18 protein-coding genes, 2 tRNA genes and 1 pseudogene are annotated in these 17,873 nt (G+C 31.2%); 9 read left to right on the top strand and 12 right to left on the bottom strand.

Annotated elements, in window-relative coordinates; translation table 11 throughout:
• Positions 1-39: 39 nt before the first annotated feature.
• Both ACFEL2_RS01445 and ACFEL2_RS01450 read right to left on the bottom strand, forming a co-directional pair.
• A complete protein-coding gene (locus ACFEL2_RS01445; protein WP_375332078.1) occupies positions 40-2,289 on the bottom strand; it encodes a tetratricopeptide repeat protein in 2,250 nt (749 codons plus the stop codon).
• 251 nt (positions 2,290-2,540) lie between these two features.
• The gene (locus tag ACFEL2_RS01450; RefSeq protein ID WP_375332079.1) at positions 2,541-2,786 is read right to left on the bottom strand and encodes an integrase core domain-containing protein; all 246 of its coding nucleotides are present in this window, start codon (positions 2,784-2,786) and stop codon (positions 2,541-2,543) included.
• A gap of 432 nt (positions 2,787-3,218) precedes the next feature.
• Here ACFEL2_RS01450 and ACFEL2_RS01455 point away from each other — a divergent pair, with 432 nt between their 5' ends.
• On the top strand, positions 3,219-3,449 hold the full coding sequence (locus ACFEL2_RS01455; RefSeq protein WP_375332080.1) for a hypothetical protein: 231 nt from the start codon (positions 3,219-3,221) through the stop codon (positions 3,447-3,449).
• A gap of 66 nt (positions 3,450-3,515) precedes the next feature.
• On the opposite strand, the pseudogene ACFEL2_RS01460 reads toward ACFEL2_RS01455, so the two are convergent.
• The 3 genes and pseudogenes from ACFEL2_RS01460 to ACFEL2_RS01470 all read right to left on the bottom strand — a co-directional run.
• A pseudogene (locus tag ACFEL2_RS01460) lies at positions 3,516-4,168 on the bottom strand (IS5 family transposase); the annotation flags it as partial.
• A 45-nt stretch (positions 4,169-4,213) separates the two neighbouring features.
• Positions 4,214-5,098: a phosphatase PAP2 family protein gene (locus ACFEL2_RS01465; RefSeq protein WP_375332081.1), complete on the bottom strand. Its 885-nt coding sequence runs from the start codon at positions 5,096-5,098 to the stop codon at positions 4,214-4,216.
• Positions 5,085-5,906, bottom strand: coding sequence for a phosphatase PAP2 family protein (locus ACFEL2_RS01470; protein ID WP_375332082.1), 822 nt, complete (start codon positions 5,904-5,906; stop codon positions 5,085-5,087). The genes ACFEL2_RS01465 and ACFEL2_RS01470 overlap by 14 nt, the downstream gene beginning before the upstream one ends.
• A gap of 335 nt (positions 5,907-6,241) precedes the next feature.
• On the opposite strand from ACFEL2_RS01470, the gene ACFEL2_RS01475 reads away from it, so the two are divergent.
• From ACFEL2_RS01475 to lpxC, 4 genes are all read left to right on the top strand, one after another.
• Positions 6,242-6,616 (top strand): cupredoxin domain-containing protein, encoded by a 375-nt coding sequence (locus ACFEL2_RS01475; RefSeq protein ID WP_375332083.1) that lies wholly within the window; start codon positions 6,242-6,244, stop codon positions 6,614-6,616.
• A 16-nt stretch (positions 6,617-6,632) separates the two neighbouring features.
• A complete protein-coding gene (locus tag ACFEL2_RS01480) occupies positions 6,633-7,460 on the top strand; it encodes an FTR1 family protein (protein WP_341751323.1) in 828 nt (275 codons plus the stop codon).
• An 8-nt stretch (positions 7,461-7,468) separates the two neighbouring features.
• A complete protein-coding gene (locus tag ACFEL2_RS01485; RefSeq protein WP_341751322.1) occupies positions 7,469-8,011 on the top strand; it encodes a septation protein A in 543 nt (180 codons plus the stop codon).
• 229 nt (positions 8,012-8,240) lie between these two features.
• Complete coding sequence (lpxC, locus tag ACFEL2_RS01490) at positions 8,241-9,101, top strand: UDP-3-O-acyl-N-acetylglucosamine deacetylase (protein ID WP_341751321.1); 861 nt, start codon at positions 8,241-8,243, stop codon at positions 9,099-9,101.
• A 474-nt stretch (positions 9,102-9,575) separates the two neighbouring features.
• Here lpxC and ACFEL2_RS01495 read toward each other — a convergent pair whose 3' ends face one another.
• From ACFEL2_RS01495 to ACFEL2_RS01525, 7 genes are all read right to left on the bottom strand, one after another.
• On the bottom strand, positions 9,576-10,859 hold the full coding sequence (locus ACFEL2_RS01495) for an MFS transporter (RefSeq protein WP_341755250.1): 1,284 nt from the start codon (positions 10,857-10,859) through the stop codon (positions 9,576-9,578).
• A 345-nt stretch (positions 10,860-11,204) separates the two neighbouring features.
• Positions 11,205-11,351, bottom strand: coding sequence for a hypothetical protein (locus ACFEL2_RS01500; protein ID WP_341752353.1), 147 nt, complete (start codon positions 11,349-11,351; stop codon positions 11,205-11,207).
• Between the two features lie 111 nt (positions 11,352-11,462).
• A tRNA-Arg gene (locus tag ACFEL2_RS01505) sits at positions 11,463-11,539 on the bottom strand.
• A gap of 57 nt (positions 11,540-11,596) precedes the next feature.
• A complete protein-coding gene (locus ACFEL2_RS01510) occupies positions 11,597-12,439 on the bottom strand; it encodes a M23 family metallopeptidase (RefSeq protein ID WP_375332084.1) in 843 nt (280 codons plus the stop codon).
• Entirely contained in the window at positions 12,440-13,717 is a 1,278-nt protein-coding gene (locus ACFEL2_RS01515; protein ID WP_341748489.1) for an APC family permease, read from the bottom strand.
• Between the two features lie 329 nt (positions 13,718-14,046).
• Positions 14,047-14,121, bottom strand: a tRNA-Glu gene (locus tag ACFEL2_RS01520).
• A 411-nt stretch (positions 14,122-14,532) separates the two neighbouring features.
• A complete protein-coding gene (locus ACFEL2_RS01525; RefSeq protein WP_341751318.1) occupies positions 14,533-14,994 on the bottom strand; it encodes an outer membrane protein assembly factor BamE in 462 nt (153 codons plus the stop codon).
• Positions 14,995-15,102: 108 nt separating this feature from the next.
• Between ACFEL2_RS01525 and rpmF the strand changes: the two genes are divergently transcribed.
• From rpmF to ACFEL2_RS01550, 4 genes are all read left to right on the top strand, one after another.
• Positions 15,103-15,303 carry a 50S ribosomal protein L32 gene (rpmF, locus tag ACFEL2_RS01530; RefSeq protein WP_341751317.1) on the top strand — a complete coding sequence of 67 codons (201 nt, stop codon included), beginning with the start codon at positions 15,103-15,105 and terminating at the stop codon, positions 15,301-15,303.
• Between the two features lie 6 nt (positions 15,304-15,309).
• Positions 15,310-16,263 (top strand): beta-ketoacyl-ACP synthase III, encoded by a 954-nt coding sequence (locus ACFEL2_RS01535; RefSeq protein WP_341751316.1) that lies wholly within the window; start codon positions 15,310-15,312, stop codon positions 16,261-16,263.
• Positions 16,257-16,556 carry an HU family DNA-binding protein gene (locus ACFEL2_RS01540; RefSeq protein ID WP_341751315.1) on the top strand — a complete coding sequence of 100 codons (300 nt, stop codon included), beginning with the start codon at positions 16,257-16,259 and terminating at the stop codon, positions 16,554-16,556. The genes ACFEL2_RS01535 and ACFEL2_RS01540 overlap by 7 nt, the downstream gene beginning before the upstream one ends.
• A gap of 328 nt (positions 16,557-16,884) precedes the next feature.
• On the top strand, positions 16,885-17,187 hold the full coding sequence (locus tag ACFEL2_RS01550; protein ID WP_341751314.1) for a MerR family transcriptional regulator: 303 nt from the start codon (positions 16,885-16,887) through the stop codon (positions 17,185-17,187).
• Positions 17,188-17,873 lie beyond the last annotated feature (686 nt).

The raw sequence follows: 17,873 nt of genomic DNA on the forward strand, positions 1-17,873 counted from the left end.
CAACTCTTCATTTACGAGCAGTATATCAGAATCCTAAATCTATTTTTCTTTAGCCCATAAATCCATATCATATTGTTTACAATACTCAAACATAGATATAGTATTAGGGTGTTTTATCCCAAATTCCTTGACTTGCGGTTTACCAAAAGATTTATAACTAAATAAGTTTTTTGCTTTACATGCAGCTTTAGCTCCTTGAGTATATAAGTAACTAACTTGAGCTACATTCTTACTATTATCTCTATATAAATAATAATATATGGTATAGGCCTTATTATATGATTCTATTGCTGCTTTTATATGATCTTGGGCGAATAGAATATCACCTTGTACTACGTAGCTTATTGCTAGCTCTGGAACTTCCAAAAAATCCGCATCTTTAGAAGTCATACGCTCACAGGCTAAAAATATAGAGATAGTCTGGTTAATATGCTCTAAAGCTTGGTCTAGCATACCTAATCCTAACTCACTTCTTGCCATTATACGATAGATTTCACCAAGTATTTCAGGCGTTTTGCAATGTTCACATAAATTATATAATCTCTTAGCTTGCTCATATGCTTTTTGATATTCTTCAAGATAATTTAATATTTCTACTTTAAGTATATAAGGAGGTATAAGCAATAGATCGTCAGGACTTATCCCATTTTTAATACATGTTTCTATAGTTTTATTAATTTCATCTAATGATTCAGTTTTCTCTTGTATAAATAATAACTGTGCTTTAATAAAATGTATATGTGCTAGGTCGCTTTGATCTATTAAACCATCATTGAGCATTTGTTCTATCATTAGAACGTTTTTCTCAGCTTCTTGCACCTCTCCAAATACAATATTACACCTTGCTAAACTATAAAATAAAGTCCATTTGTCAGATTCATAACCTTTGATATTCTCAAATATTTCTTGTGCTCTTATAAAATACTTCATTGCTATTCTATAATTAGAATAACTCCTATAGTAATTACCTATTGTTTGTATATACTTTAAATATACATATTTCTCTTTATTATTCATTAACCATAACTTAAATTTTCCTTCCTGATCAACTTTATTAAACCAGTTAATCTTCTTTTCTGTAATAGAAGCATTAAGAGAATTGTTATATTGGCTCATTATTTGATAATTAAGTTCCATAATTTTATATATATTTGCATTATATTTTTCTGAATTTCTTAAAATTATTTCAAGATTTTCTGGCATAGTTTTAGCATTTCTAAAAATATGAGCTTTTACTGTAGTCTGTGGTATATAATTCATTAATTTGCTAACAATATCCTCTAAATAAGCTTTATTATTTCTGCTACCATTAATCTCAGCTATTTTCTGAGCAATAACATCGTGCATTTCAAAAATAGGATTAGTGCTATTAGGAACAATGTTAGATATTAAGGTAAATTTAGATAATTGATAAATATCATCGTCAAGAGTATTTTGATTATCAGTGATAATTTTTAAAAGTTCTTTTGAAAAACTTTGATTATTTATCATAGCTATTTTATTTAATAAATTTCTTGCACTTGGCTTTAATTCATTGATAGCTAATATAATGTTCGATTTAATTCTATCTGATGATTGTTGGATTTTGTTCTTATATCCTTCGCTATCTAAACCTTGTATATTATTTAATAATTGTGCACCTTGTACTATCATGATAGGATAACCAGCAAATTCTTCGCTCAAGAATTCTGCTGATTTTGGGTCACTATGTTCTAAAATATTGTTAGCAAGAGTACGGACGTCACCTTTTTCAAATGCAGTCATTTTAACTATGTTTGGTAATATTTCACTATCTTGGGAGCAAAATATAACATGCCCATTATGTTCCCAATCAACAAATTCTTGAACTTTTTTATTTTCACTTACCTTTAGATTATCAAATATCAGCAACCATTTTTCTTGACTCGATAAATAGCTCATTACTTCTTTTCGTATTGATTTAATATCTTCTGATATTAAATTAGATTTAGTAGTACTATTAATCACTTTTGCTAGTTTTAGTAATTCTTGATTAATATCCAAATTACAATCAATAAACCAAATAAGTTTATAATCATTTTGATTTTCATAAGAGTACATCCTAACAAGTTGGGTTTTCCCCATGCCACTGATTCCTATAATACTCGCTTGTCTATGTTTAATTAAATTATTTTTGAGCAAATTTAGTTGTTTAACATGATCAACAAAATAAGTAACTGGTGTAATAAAATTAGATATATATCTTTGTTGTTGAGCAAATGAATTATTAGGCACGATTAACATTATTAATAATATAAAATATTTATTCATTTTCTTATTTCTTTATATTATGCTCTGTGAACAAAAAATTTAACTTTATATAAGGAGAAGTGGTAGTCTTCGGTTATCAAAGCCAAAAGGACTACTAGAGTTAAGTATTACATAGATTCGAATGCATGGGAACAAATTCTAGAGTTTTAAAGACAAATAAAAGGAATACATACTGAGATGTGGTCGCCATTGTTTAGACAAAAATTTAGCAATTTAGAGATATAATTCCCATGAAATTATTATTGTCACTATTATGCAACTTTTTGTTTATAGTACATCGAGCTAGGAGTCTTATACCCCAATGCTTGGTGCATTCTTTCTTGGTTATAAAAATCGATATATTCCTTAATAGCTACTTTTACCTTCTTTACAATTGTTAAAATTATTCGACAAATTTTTTCCTGTTTCAACGAACACCAAAATCGCTCAATAAATACGTTGTCCAAAGCTCTACCTTTGCCATCCATACTTATTTGAACCTGAATTCGATGTAACAAGTTACATCGAATTCAGTGTTATATATAGAAACAATCAGGTTTGAAGCGGCTGCCACCTGATTGTTAAAATATAATACTCCATTCAATATGTGATTTTAATTATTAAAATCACATATTGAATGATGAAAAAAGTTAAAATGTACTTGCGTCAGCCGCTTCAAGAGTATATTTTTCCTTATAACAAGCTAATTAGATATAAGAATTATTAATTCTTATATCTAATTCATACAATAAAAAAACCATGATAAATATAACATGATCAGTTATATATAGTGGTAGGATGGGTAAACTGTATGTCGAATTGAAGCTTTGAATTTTAAAGACTTCATACCTCAGCAAAGACCCATCCTGTTTTGGATAAAGACTACGAACGGATGTCATAAGATTTAAACCTTGCATATCCTATTATTAATATAAATCATGAGGCTCTATATGACAACAACTTATATTGGTGTAGACGTTAGTAAAAAAACTTTAAATATCTATCTACCAACTACCAACAAGGCTTTTGAAGTTACCAATGATCAACATGGCTTTACTACTATGCTTAGCACTATTAATAAATACTATCCTGCCTTATCTGAGTTAATTGTTGTCTTTGAACCTACTGGTGGATATGAACATAATTTAAGAGAATTTTTAACAATAGACCTTATATCTTAAGAATGTGTTATAAGTAATTAAAGAGGGTACTTATTCTCTTAGAGACTATTTTAGTCAAGGTCTATTTTTAGTTAAAGAATTTTTCTTGCTTTTTTTCTTTGGTAATTCAGAATTATTGCGAATTTTTTGTATACCTTGATATCCTGTATCAGTAATCGCTTTAACCTTAGGATGGATAAGAACTTTGGATTCCTTAAATAATCTAAAGTCATGTTTCTTACCGTTAGAAAAATCTGTACATATTACTTGGTGTGTTTTCTTGTCCACCACTATTTGAGTTTTTAGTGTATGCCTTTTCTTCTTTCCTGAATAATAGAATTTTTGTTTTTTTTAGGTCTTTCTATTGGAGTCTCAGTAGCATCAATCAAGACTACTTCATAATTCATATCACTCTTCATTAGAGCTTTACGACCTGGAAGAGCAAAGTTTGGGTGTTTAACTAGGGTGTCTTCTACCCATTTAACAGCTTTATATGCTGAACTTTCACTAATCCCATAGTTCTGGCCTATATGGAAATAAGTACGGTATTCTCTAAGATATTCTAAGGTCATCAGCAACTGTTCCTCCAAATTGAGCTTATTTTTACGCCCTCCTTTTGATTTCTTAAAACCATCAGCTTGCCTTAAAATATCCACCATCTTTGAGAATGTTCCCTTCCTTACTCCTGTTAATCGACGAAATTTTTCATCCTCTAACTCTTTAATATGTTCGAATTTCATTATTACTTCAAATCAGATATTTATAACACCATTCTACATCATTGTCTAGTTTCGAAAGAAGTCTAATATATCAATTTTATTAGATCTAGTGATCTTAGAGATAGTACTAGGAATTAATACAAAAATTCCAAAAACAAGAAAACTATATTTTAATATAATACTACAATAGAAAATAAAAATGTTTATTTTTACAGTAGGTATGAATTTTGCTATGCCAATTACAATGGCTAGGGATATTAGAGCGGTTGGAATACTAATTTTGTGCTGTAGACCAACTGCCTGATTTGCTATCCATCGTAAGGATAGCCCAAAGCCAATGAGAGCTCCTATTGCCATCGGTATCATAGGTGGCCATGGTAAAGATTGAGACACTATGGTGTATAGTGAAATTATTATAGCAAGTAAAAACCAAAATTTTTTGCAACTATGTTGAAACACTTCTACAAGCAATGCTCTTTCTAAATATGTTTTCCATATATGTAAAACACAAAATCCAAATATCAAACCACCAATTACATCATATATACTATGAACACCAAGATATACTCTTGAGAGACCAATACCAATTATTGGCAGTAAGCATAAATACTTGAAAGGACTATTTTTAAGACTTAAAAAGATTGCTAGCCAAAAAGTGGTTGCCACTTGAACATCACCACTAGGAAAGCCAAAAGGATCATACACAGATATTAAATGTAAAGATATGTCAGGACGCGATATTTTAAATAAATTCTTTAACAAGCAATTAAGTAAAGTACAAAAAGGTATTAAAAATCCTAATGATCTAAATAATAATGCCGATGGATTTAACCAATATCCTAAAGCAGTAATGGTAATATAAAAGTAATCACTAGCAAAAAATGGAAATAACTTAAATATGGTTGTTAGAAAATCTGTTCTTATTTCTACAATCCAACTAGAATCTATCATGGAAAGAACGCTTATAATGATTAATATAGTTTGCAATAAAAACTGATGCTGGGATACAAAATCCGATTATAGCCCATTGTATTTGCCTGATAGCTAATGGTAAAGAGGAGATATAACCAATTGTAAAAAGCATTTTGACTATAAAGAGCATGAGAAAACACAGTATTGTTGCTGATATTTTGCTTCGTAGATTTATAATTGTTATTTTTTTTGTAAAAATGTTTTCAGAAAATATTACTCCAATAAGAGCGTAATATGCCATATATAGATGCTCTTCTACCTTATGTATAGATGCAATGTACAACATCAAAAATGTAGTAAAAGTCAATAAAATTGCTGGCAATATTTGCTTTTTTGCGCTTGCAAGAAATGTATAAAAGGCTATTAATAAAGAACCAAAAAATATGGCTCCTAGAATATCAAAATAATTATGATAGCCAAAATAGACTAAACTCACTCCTATTCCAAATAGCAAACCAGTTATCAGAATTTTACATATGCGGCTTTGTGTTTTTGTCATCAGCCAACCATACAAAACAACTGAAGACTGCATATGACCACTTGGAAAAGCAAAACCTTGTTTACCAATATGAGCGGATAGTGGTACTTGAAATGTAATTTTTAGAGCAAAATTAAATAACATACTTACTAATATTAAACATATTGCATTAAAAAACACTTTTTGCTCTAACCAAATATAGCCTAGTATCAGTAATGGGATAATGACTATATCATGACTAAAACTTAAAAAAATCTTAGCAACATTGTCTAACATAAAAAATTGTAGAAGATTTGAACTTATAGACACTATTATTTACTTGGTTGTCAATTAATCTTCACCCATTGTACAGATACTATGTATACAAGATTTTATCATTTTATCAATAGCTAATTCTAGAATCTTGTTCAGTTTAATCATTAATTGGTTAGAGGAGAAACAAAGTATTGTTATAAAAAATATTTGATTCTTGATGACTTAGTGGAAATCTAATATATTGTATAATATAGGGAGGGTGCTTATGAATTTATCCAAAAAAATAAAGAACCATAAAAAACAAAAAAACTACACTCTGTTATATGTGCTTGTAGCTATGATTGTATTGGTGTATTTTGTAACTTTAATAAAACTTTCAAGTTAAAACTATGGGAAAAAAAACTATCCTTCAATTTTTTGGAGGTATTATTCTAGTGGTGGGTGTAATAATTTTTGCAATTAATCATAAAAGCACATCTAAGAATGATGTAGATACTAATATAGTAGAAATTGTAACGGTTATAAAGAATCATAGATTTGAGCCAAATATTATTAGAGTAGAAAGTGGTAAGAAGATTCGTTTTACTATCCACAACCAAGATAGTACAGTAGAAGAGTTTGAGAGTCATGATCTGCACCGCGAAAAGATTATTATGCCAAATGACTCTATAAATATCATCCTTGCCCCTTTAGCCCCGGGTAAATATGATTTTTTTGGAGACTTTCATCAAGAGACAGCACAAGGGGTTCTCATTGTTAATTAAATTTATTTAGGTTTAGATGTTTAAAATAGCATTAGTGGTATTCAGGGAATGCCTAGAAATAGCTTTGTTGCTTGGTGTAATACTTGCTGTGACAAAACAATTAGAAAAATCTAGAATTTATATAATTGCTGGAGTCATGCTTGGTACAGTTTCTGCTGCGTTATTCGCTTTCTTTACTCGTAGTATAACCGTAGCATTTAGTGGTCTAGGTGATGAGATATTTAACTCTGGAGTTATTTTGTTAACAGTTGCATTAATTGGTTGGACTATAGTATGGATGCAAGGTTATGGTATTAAGATAAAACAAAATCTTAATGATTTGTCTGTAAAAATTAGTAGCGGTGATAGTAGTTATATAATGCTAGTACTGATTGTTGCGGCAACTATTCTTCGAGAAGGAATGGAAATTATTATATTAGTTTATAGTATTTCTTCAGTCGAAATTATTGACAGTAATAGCTATCTATTAGGATTAATTATTGGTATAGTCAGTGGTCTAACTTTGGGTGTCATTATCTATTTAGGTTTAATAAAAATAGTAAACCAACAATATATATTTCGTATATCTTCCATTTTATTAATGCTTGTTGCTAGTGGTTTTGCAGCAGAAGCTGCTGGTATATTGAGTTCTTCAGGGATTATTACTATTTTATCCGACCAGCTTTGGGATAGCTCTTGGCTCATTTCTGACAGAAGTATCTATGGTAAATTCCTAAAAATGATTACTGGATATATTGCTAGACCTAACGGATTACAAGTTGTTTTTTATGTTTGCACTCTAGGTTTAATTAATATCTTAATACAAATAAAAATCAGACACACAAAAGTAGTAACAGAGAAATAAAACTATTTATGATTAATTTTTTATCAGAAGTTGCTCCGCTTATAGCTTTTTTTATTGGCTATTTTTATGGCGGTAGTATACAAAGTGCGACGTTATATATACTTATTACTTCAATTATTTGTATTAGTCTGTGTTATCTTATAGAAGGCAAAGTTTCCAAATCCTCCTTAGTATCTTCTGGAGTGTTGTTAGTCTCAGCTAGTATAGTTTTGATTAGTGGTAACTCTATGTATATCAAAATCAAACCAACTATTCTATATGTAATTTTTAGTAGTACATTTTTTATCAGTGCCATAAGAAATAAGGCTTTTTTGAAATATATGTTTAATCATTTTGTCCAACTTGAAGATAAGAACTGGAATATTTTAAGCTATAGATCTGCTGGTTTTTTACTGTTTATGGCAGTGTTAAATGAAATAATATGGCGTAATTTTGCAGAATCTACATGGGTTATATTTAAAATATTTGGAGCAATACCTATAACGATCATTTTCTTTTTACTACAACTACCTTTTATACTGAAGAACAGACTTCCAGATTCAACAGAGTAAGGTATACTCTTCTGTTCCTACGAATTGTTTTTTGAAAATATCATGGATTCGTATGCTCACGTACAACTAGTCACACTACTACCATGATTTTAATTCTATCGTCTATCAACTCTTCATTTACGAGCAGTATATAGATTGGTGAAATATTTTGTAACATAATGTAACTTGCATGTAATTGTTTAAGGCATTAAAATAAGTTGAATTTCTAAAATGTTAGCAAAATTAACCAATGCAAGTATCAATACTAAACCCAGTAAGTTGTTATGGTGTAGGCGTTCATTCCGGTAACATTACTCAGATGACTTTAAGACCAGCTGTAGAAAATACCGGTATTGTTTTTGTCAGAACTGATGTAAGGCAAGAGATAAATTTTATTCAAGCTAGTTGTTTAAATGTTTCAGAAACTTCTTTATCTACTACCATAAAAAATGAACATAATATTTATGTTTCAACTATAGAACATTTAATGGCAGCTCTTTGGGGATGTGGAATCGATAATTTAATAATTGAAATCGATGGTCCTGAAATCCCGATAATGGATGGTAGCAGTAAACCATTCGTCTTTATGATAGAATGTGCTGGTAGACAATTACAAAATGCTCCAAAGAAATACCTAAAAATCTTAAAAGAAATTAGGGCAATTCACAGAGATTGCGAGTTAGTAGCTAACCCTGCTCATAGCATGACAGTTGATATGACAATAGATTTTGCTAGCAAAGCTATTGGCAAGCAAAATTTAGTCTTCTCAGAGAATGAGTCTTTCAAGAATAACATTGCTGATGCTAGAACTTTTGGATTTATCCATGAACTTGAATATTTAAAAAGCAAGGGCTTAGCACGTGGTGCATCTCTCGATAACGCTATAGGTATAGATCAAGATATTATAATAAACCACGATGGACTTAGATATAAAGATGAATTTGTACGGCACAAACTTCTCGATCTGTTCGGAGATTTATATACTACAGGAGGTCATCTAATAGCTGACATCACGGGTTATAAAACTAGTCATGCTCTGAATAACCAATTCTTACGACAAGTGTTTAGTGATCGCAGCTCCTATCAATGGGTTAGTGCTAGAGAAATTTAGGTTATTTTTTACCCAAAAACTTGAAAATTGGTTTACCAACTCTTCAAGTTTTTGCAGTATATACTGCTCGTAAATGAAGAGTTGGTAGACGAAGGTCAACTTCAAGAAGAGCTAGGAGTGTCAAAGTCGAGCAGCGGAGCGTACATTAGTACGTGAGCAGCTTCGATCTTTAGACACGACAACGCCAATTCTTGAAGTTCACCGAGTATAAATTTAAAGAGGGGATATTTATACGCCTTATGTGCAGCTATCGTTAACTCTAGTATCGGTATTATGTCAATTCGGGATAAGGTCATAATTTAGTGCTATAATAGGTCTCTTTTTTTTAACTAGCTATGGTAGAGGGATTGTGACCACAAAATTACCTCTCGAAACTAGTATTCAGATAATAAGAGGTTTATATGAGAAAAATAGTAGAAACGCTTAACACACGTTACAAGATACCCGATATCTTAGAAAAATCATGCGTAAGGTCTATGGATTAATAAAACCAGCTTGCTTCTCTAACTTTTCAAAGTGATAGATGCCAAAAGCAAACCCTAGGGTTATTGGGATCATGAGAAATAATAACCCATAATTACCAAAATATTCTATTAGATATACAAGACCAAAAGAAGCAATAATATAGATTAAAGTACGCGATAAAGCGAAAGACAAACTAACGTAAGTACATCGTCTAAAAATAGGAATATGCCGGAAAAAAATTGTATCCGCTGGCATGGTACAGATACCAAATAGCCCCGTCATTAATTGGATTAGAAATATGACAATTGGGGTTTTATAATGGTCTAGTAAATAAGGACAACTAACAATAAAAATACAGAATATCGCTAGTCTTACCTTAAGAATTATTAATGGGTATATTTTATAACTTAAATATGCATAAATTAAAGAGCTAACTAAAGATAGCATTACAAGAAGAAAATTATGATGAATTACTGCCTCCGGCGAATAACCACAAGAGTTTTTTAAAATGCTACTACAATGGATATAAGCAAAATAGAAGCATATAGGCCATCCACACTGTATCACGAAGTAAGCTAACATTGTTGTCATGTTAAATTTTGTCGGTCCAATAGAATTATCCACTACTGATTTTTGTCTTAGAAATTTTGGTGTTTCTTTCAGCATCGTCCTAGCCATTGTCCCAACAATGGCTATTGTTGCACCTGCCCAAAAAGCTAGACGCCAACTAATTCCAAATGACGTACTAAAAGATGCTAAACCAAGTGCAAATATTCCTCCTATGATAGTACAAACTGAAACTAACGCTACAATTGGATATTGGATAGGTGGTTTGGTCATTTCAGTCAGATATAGTTCAACACCTATTATCTCTCCTACGGAAGATATACCTTGAAGAATCCGACATATTATAATTATCCAAGTAGAGACAATACCTATTTGATCATAAACAGGTAAATTAGCTATAGTAATACATGAAATAGCCATTATAAACGTTGTTATAATGATTGTTGCTTTATAACCAACATTATCTCCTATATAACCAAAAATCAAAGCACCAACAGGTCTAAATATATAGGTCAAACAAAAAGTTAAAGCAGCGAGGAGTGAAGCAGCGTGGGGGTCAGTCTTAGGAAAAAATAGATCATTTAACAGAATTGCTAAATGAATATACAGCATCAGATCAAAATACTCTAAAAATGTACCTATTAAAAGTAAACCTGTAGTATATTTTTGCTCTGTTGTTAGATGAGTTTGAGTAAGTGTTACCTTTGATTGAATAATTTCATCCATAGTTATACCCTTTACATACTAATTTTTAGTATATCTTAACATTATTAATATTTAAGTTAAAATGAATTTCTTACTAATAGTATGTTAATAATAACAAATGTGTGTTATAAAAGTAATTAGATAAAAAAAATAGAACTATGCACGTAATAGAAAAGAATATTAAGCTGCTTTGATATAGCTAATTACTTCTTGGTTTTAGTAGATAGAGAAGCTGGAGATACTATAACTCAACTAAAATTGCAGAAGTTAATTTATTTTGCACAAGGGGTAAGCCTTGCTTTATTAGATAGACCTTTGTTTAATGAAGAAATTGAAGCGTGGAAACAGGAGGCTGTAGTTAGGGTATTACAGAAAATATTTGATAATTTTAAATATGTAAACATGTTGTACAATTTCAGGACGAATAACTTTGCCTTTATTATCTCTTGTAAATGCAGGAGGAGTAATTTTGTCTATAGCCTCTTTAGTAAAAGTAAATGAATTGTTTTGCATATATACTACCTAAATAAATTACAGTTATTAAATTAAATTGTTAAACTAAATCTAATTGTTCTAAAATATTAGAAAAAAATATGGAAATGTAGGGAATTTACTACATTTATTTGGTGAAGCCGAGGGGATTCGAACCTCCGACCTAGCGATTAGGAATCGCTCGCTCTATCCTGCTGAGCTACGGCTTCTTTTTTACTGTTTTTGAAGATTAATCATTAGACAAGAGGTCTATTATAGCAAAATTTTCAACAGTTACAAGCGTGTGACACAAAATCAAAAGGATTGACATGTTTATTATTAAGCCAAATCTCAAAATGTAAATGTTCCCCCGTACTATTGCCACTATTCCCTTGAAGCCCAATCATTTGACCTTTTATAACCATATCTCCTTCTTTTACATGTATTTTTCTCAAGTGAGCATATTTGGTGATAAATTTATTTGAATGTTTTATTTCTATCAAATTTCCATAAGCACGTTCTCGCCTTACGGTAGTAATTATTCCATCAGCAGAGGCATAAATAGGAGATTTACTATAGCCTTTTAAGTCTGTCCCACAGTGGAATTTCTTTTGTTTTTTCCTAGGGTGTTTGCGTATGCCATAATGACTGGTAACCTTCACTTTATATTGTGGTAACATTATAGGAATAGTAGCAGTTAGCTTGTCTAATTGTGCTAGCTCATTAATATTATGGGAACTATTTTTATTACTAGCTTTTTGAACAAATCGTAATTCTTCTTGGGATAAGAACTTATACTTACAATTTAATTTTAGTAGCAGGTTCTTAATCTTGGTTGACCTGATCATTGCTTGGTTATTAATATTCCCAGCACAGCTGGCTTTAAATTTTTGTAAAAAAACCTTATTATATTGGCTATTATTAATAATAAGACCAAAATCTTTTGCATAGATGCAGTTATTTTTACTTAGTGCTGCTAAATTATATTGTATAATTAAAGTGCCGTGATTTAGTTTATGATCTTTTTGTAATTGCTGAGTAGTAATAGTCAAAAGCGTCTTGTTGGTAGATGAGGAGCTACATCCTTGTAATAATAGTGTAGTTAACAACAATATACAAAATTTAAGCATTTATTGCCTTTTATACCAAAGAAAATAAACCGGTACTCCGCTTAATATAAATGAGATAGCTGGTATTATGACCTTTAATGGTGTCTCACAAATAATCCATAGGCAAAAAGCAATTGATCCGAAAGCAATTAACCATTTATATAGTGAAGATTCTTCTAACTTTGCTAGCAGTAATTTTAAAAAAGCTACACTACAGGCTAGATATACAAATAAAAAAGAGATAACTGAAAAACTAATTATTGCGGTAACTTGTTCTGACAAATCTTCATTTGTTGTACTAATCAATAATAATAATATTCCAATGCAACTTACAAACAAACTCCAAATTGGAGCTCCATTTTTATTTTTCTTAGCAAAAAAAGATGGCATTAAACCGTCTTGTGCTAATCCTAAAGCAATTTGTCCGCTGATTAATACCCAAGCATTTAACGTTCCAATGCAAATAATTGAAGCAAGCAAAGAAATAAGTAGATGCCACTGACCGCTAAAAATTATTTGAGTAGCATCTACATAAGGGGCGTTAGAATGTATCAAATCTTCTCGTGGAATTAAACCAATTATTCCAATACTATTAATAAGGTATAAAATAGCCACACAGAGTGTACCCATTACTATTGCTCTTGGTATTGTTTTTGATGGGTTAATTACTGAACCAGCTTGAGCAGTTGCTGACTCTACACCAATAAATCCCCAAAATGTCAGTAACGTTACTTCACCAAGAATTTGAGAAAAAGTTAAATTAGTTATTCTCTTATCCATAACAAAATTATTACTATCAAACTGATATAATGCTACAACTGGTATTATTATTAATGGAATAAATTTTAGCATTGCTAGTATAAATTCAGCACGCCCCGCTACTCCTATACCTTTAAAATTTAGTAACATAACAGCAAATAACAATAATATTTGCAGAATTAAGCATATAAAACTATTATGCACACCAATTAAAGGTGTTAAATATGTAACAGCTGAAATAACTACTACAGCTGTACTAACCCATGAAATAATCCAATAAGTCCAGCCAGTGAAGAATGCTACATCATTGCCAAATGCCTGCTTTAAATAAACATGAGGTCCACCTGTTTGTGGAAATCGTGCACAAAGTATACCAAATAAAAGTGCTATTATTATGGCACCACAGGAAGATACTATCCATCCAACTAAACTAAAAATACCAAATGGGGCTAAACCTGCTGGTAATATCAAAATAGCAGTGCCAAGTTGGCTACCAATAACTAAACCCAAAACTGACCAAAAACCAAGCTTTTGTGACATGTAATCTTGTGACATATAATCCTTAAGATGTAGTAATCATAAACTTTACATAAAAAAATAAAAACTTGAAAACTGATTTATCAATTTTCAAGTTTTTGCAAGCAATATATTACATTCGACAATTATATTGTTGTTTCTTACGACCGCATATAGCTTTGCCGGCGTAGATCATGAGTAGGTCATTCCTAGCTAAAAGCGGGAATCCAAAAAATAGCCTGCAAAGGCTATTAGATATTATAGATTTCCGCCATTGCTAAGAATGGCATACTAGTGATCCACGTTGACAAAGTCTACGCAAGGATGACATCATTTTTACCACATAAAGATACTGGTGACCCCTACGGGACTCGAACCCGTGTTTTCACCGTGAAAGGGTAACGTCCTAACCACTAGACGAAGGGGCCATAAACTCTTTGGTATAGCTAACCAAAGAAGGTTTTAGCCATAGCAATGGTGATAGCCTTAATGTCATTCCCACATAGGTAGCGGAATCTAAAAAAATAGTCTAAAAGACTATTAGATATTAGACTTACTGCATAAGTCAATCTAGTTGGTGATTTTGTCGTCGAAACTCGCCTCCGCTCCTCACGTACGTCTGTGTACGCTGCGGTGCTCGGCTTCGTTTCTCCTAAAAATCCCTCAACTATCTTTGATTTATGCAGCAAGTCTATTACAGATCCCGCTACCTTCGCAGGGATAACATATTTTTAACTAAGATATCAACATGCAACTAAAACATTCTCAGATTATCTAATATTCTCAGAATCAGAGCGTTCTAGTTTATACAGTATCTATGAAATATTGCAAGTATGATTTTATCGTTTCTTCTTATTTTTTCCGTCGGTAGTTTTATTAAACCTACCAATATTTTTTACAAACTTTTGTAGTCCATTTAATTCTGTACCATAAGTTTTAGTATATTCTTTAATTAACATTATATCTTCTTTATGCGAGTCATTAAGTACTAAAACTTCTTCAATTATATCATTTTTATTAAAAGTAATTCTTACTATTCTTTGTTCAATCACTTTTGGTTTAAACCATGCTCTCCTAGCTAAAGAACGTTGAATATAATACCAAGTATTCGGTGTATAGTCAGGTACAATTGTTGGTGTGCCAATTAAATCTTTTACCTCGGACTTACTAAGCCTCCTCTCCTCAAGCGTAGGTAATAAATTATCATCCACATACTGCCCTCTTGATTCTATAGTTTGACAACTACATAATGTAAAGAATATTGATGAAACAAGAAAAGTCCGAATTATAAAAAATTTCATAAAATTTATGTTTGAAATACCTAGATTTTGCAATGGAAATATAATATACTGCTTCATCGATTTGACAAACACTTTTTCACAAATTAAGTATAATTTTTAAGAGGCTATATGGCAGTTCCAAAGAAGAAAACATCAAAATCAAGACGTAATATGAGACGCTCTCATCTTGCACTTGGTAAGATTAATGTAGTAGTAGATTCTCAAACAGGAGAATATAAACTTCCTCATCATATATCTTTAGCTGATGGCACATATAATGGTCGTCAAGTTATTGTGAAGAAAGAAGAAAAAGATGAAGAAGTAGCATAAACCAGTATGGCTTGTAAAATTCTTGGGTGTGGTGCATATTTGCCGGAACGTATTGTTAACAATGCAGAATTATCGTTATCGGTTGATACCAACGATGAATGGATTCGCTCAAGGACGGGTATATTACAAAGGCACATTGCCGGGAACGATGAATATACGTCACATTTAGCTCTTAAAGCCAGTCAGAATGCTCTAGATGATGCTGGATTAAAGGCATCATCTATAGATTTAATAATTACCTGCAGCACCACTCCAGATAATAGTTTTCCTTCTATAGCTTCTAAGTTACAAGGTTATCTTGGGCTTAATAATGTACCTTCATTTGATCTCCAAGCAGTATGTTCGGGTTTTGTATATGGTTTACATGTTGCTGACTCTTTGATTGAATCTAGAAAATATAAAACAATATTACTGGTTGGTGCTGAAAAAATGTCGTCTCTACTAGATTGGAGCGATAGAACTACTTGCGTCTTATTCGGTGATGGTGCTGGTACTGTAATTCTGCAATATAGTGAGGATAGTTCTGGTATAATAGATAGTAATATTTACTCGGATGGTCGTTATTTTGATATTCTTTACACTGATGGTGGTGTAAGTACAGATGGCAAAAGCGGTAAAATAAAAATGAAAGGACGGGAAGTTTTTAGGCATGCAGTAGAAAAAATGAGCAAATCAGCTGAAGACATATTACATAATAATAATTTTACCATAGATGATGTTAATTATTTTATTCCACATCAGGCAAATATAAGGATTATAGATGCAGTTATAGAGCGACTAAAAATTAATCCAAGTAAAGTAGTAAAAACGGTTGCACAGCATGCTAATTGTTCTGCTGCTTCAATCCCTTTGGCTCTTGCTTCTCTTAAATCTTATGCTAATATCAAAAAAGGTGATATACTCCTTTTTACAGCTATCGGTGCTGGAATAACTTGGGGATCGGTTTTAATCAGATGGTAACAACTAAGACTATTACTAGAGAGAAAATTGCTCACATATTAAAATCTAAGCTAGGGCTATCAAGTATTATATGCGAGGAAATAGTCGAGCAAATATTTAAGAATATTCAGCAAATGGCAAGCAATCAAAGATTAACGTTAGCAGGTTTTGGAAGCTTTTGTACTAGCACAAAAAAACCTAGGCCTGGCATAAATTTTCATACAAAAGAGATAGTGATAATTCCAAAAAAAGAGGTAATGCGTTTTATACCAGCTAAAAAGTTAAAATTATTAATTAATTCACCTTACGTATAGCATTTAAAAATTGCATAAAAGTACAAGACGTTATTAGAAGACCATGTGAGTGTAGTGGCAATCCACATTCATTAGACTTCTTTCGAAACTCTACTTCTGCTGGTGATTTGGACAATGATGCGGTACTGGAATCCGTAACGGAATTAGAGTACGCTGCGGTTCGAGGTGAAGCGTCTCCTTCACACCCTTGCGCACAAGCGAATTTCGAAAGAGGTCTATTAGATTGCTTCGTCGCCACAAAGTGCCTTCTCGCAATGACGCCAAGCTATTTTTCCTATGACTTTTAAATTGCCAGCAACAGTAGAATTATGCAAGAGGTCTATTAAAAATGCAGAATAAGAAATATTACTCCATTAGTGAAGTAACAAAACTTCTAAATATTCACTCTCACCAGCTAAGATATCTAGAGCGGCTACTACCAAATCTAACTATACATAAGATACGTAACAGACGATATTATACAAGACAAGATATTGAATATTTGAAAACCTATATGACAACCAAGAATATACCAATAGAATCGCAGCCTATTATCTCAAAGCTATCCCATAATCAAATAAATAAAATTGATTGCCTGATCAAAAATTTTTATGACTTATCGTTGACTATCCAGCGAATTATTTCTAGATAAAAATTAATAATTCTTACATAGAATTGCACTTAAATAGGAACATTCTGTATGAATTGCCAAAGAAAAGCCTTGAAAAGACTGAATACACCCCAATTCGGGATAAGAATTAACTAATTCTTATCCCGAACGGGGGGTGAAATTTGCACCATCGTAGTGGTGCTATTTTTGCTATTGTTTTGCAGCATTGAAACCCTAATACTCATAAGCTTTTCTCCTATAATTTTAATTAACATTTTAGCAATTATTTCGACTTAATATATTAGTCAATTTTTCGTGAAAATTGAGGAAAATCCCCAAAAAATCACTATAAAAACACTATGAAAATATTGTTTTTAAAATCATACTTTTAGTTGTACTATTATTATAATAGTCAACAAAAATAGGTTAATTTAAGCACTTAATTAATTTTAATGTTTTTATATAATTATATTAAAATTATGCAACAAATTTAGTTTATCTAGCCCCTGTGAACAAAATTTAAATTGTCTATATTTTGAGTATTTTTAAGCGAAAATTAATAAGATTTTTGCCATAATAGTTAATCCTATTTCAAAAAAATCTTATAATTTGCAGCTAAAAAGTTAAAATAGAGTAATTTAAATTTTGTTTAGAGCCTAGATATATGATACCAGTTCATTTCATCTTCCTAAAAATACAATAACCAAAGCTATCCAACTGAAAGCTCA

Origin of the sequence: Candidatus Tisiphia endosymbiont of Temnostethus pusillus, from assembly GCF_964264675.1 — a bacterium.
Lineage (GTDB): Bacteria > Pseudomonadota > Alphaproteobacteria > Rickettsiales > Rickettsiaceae > Tisiphia.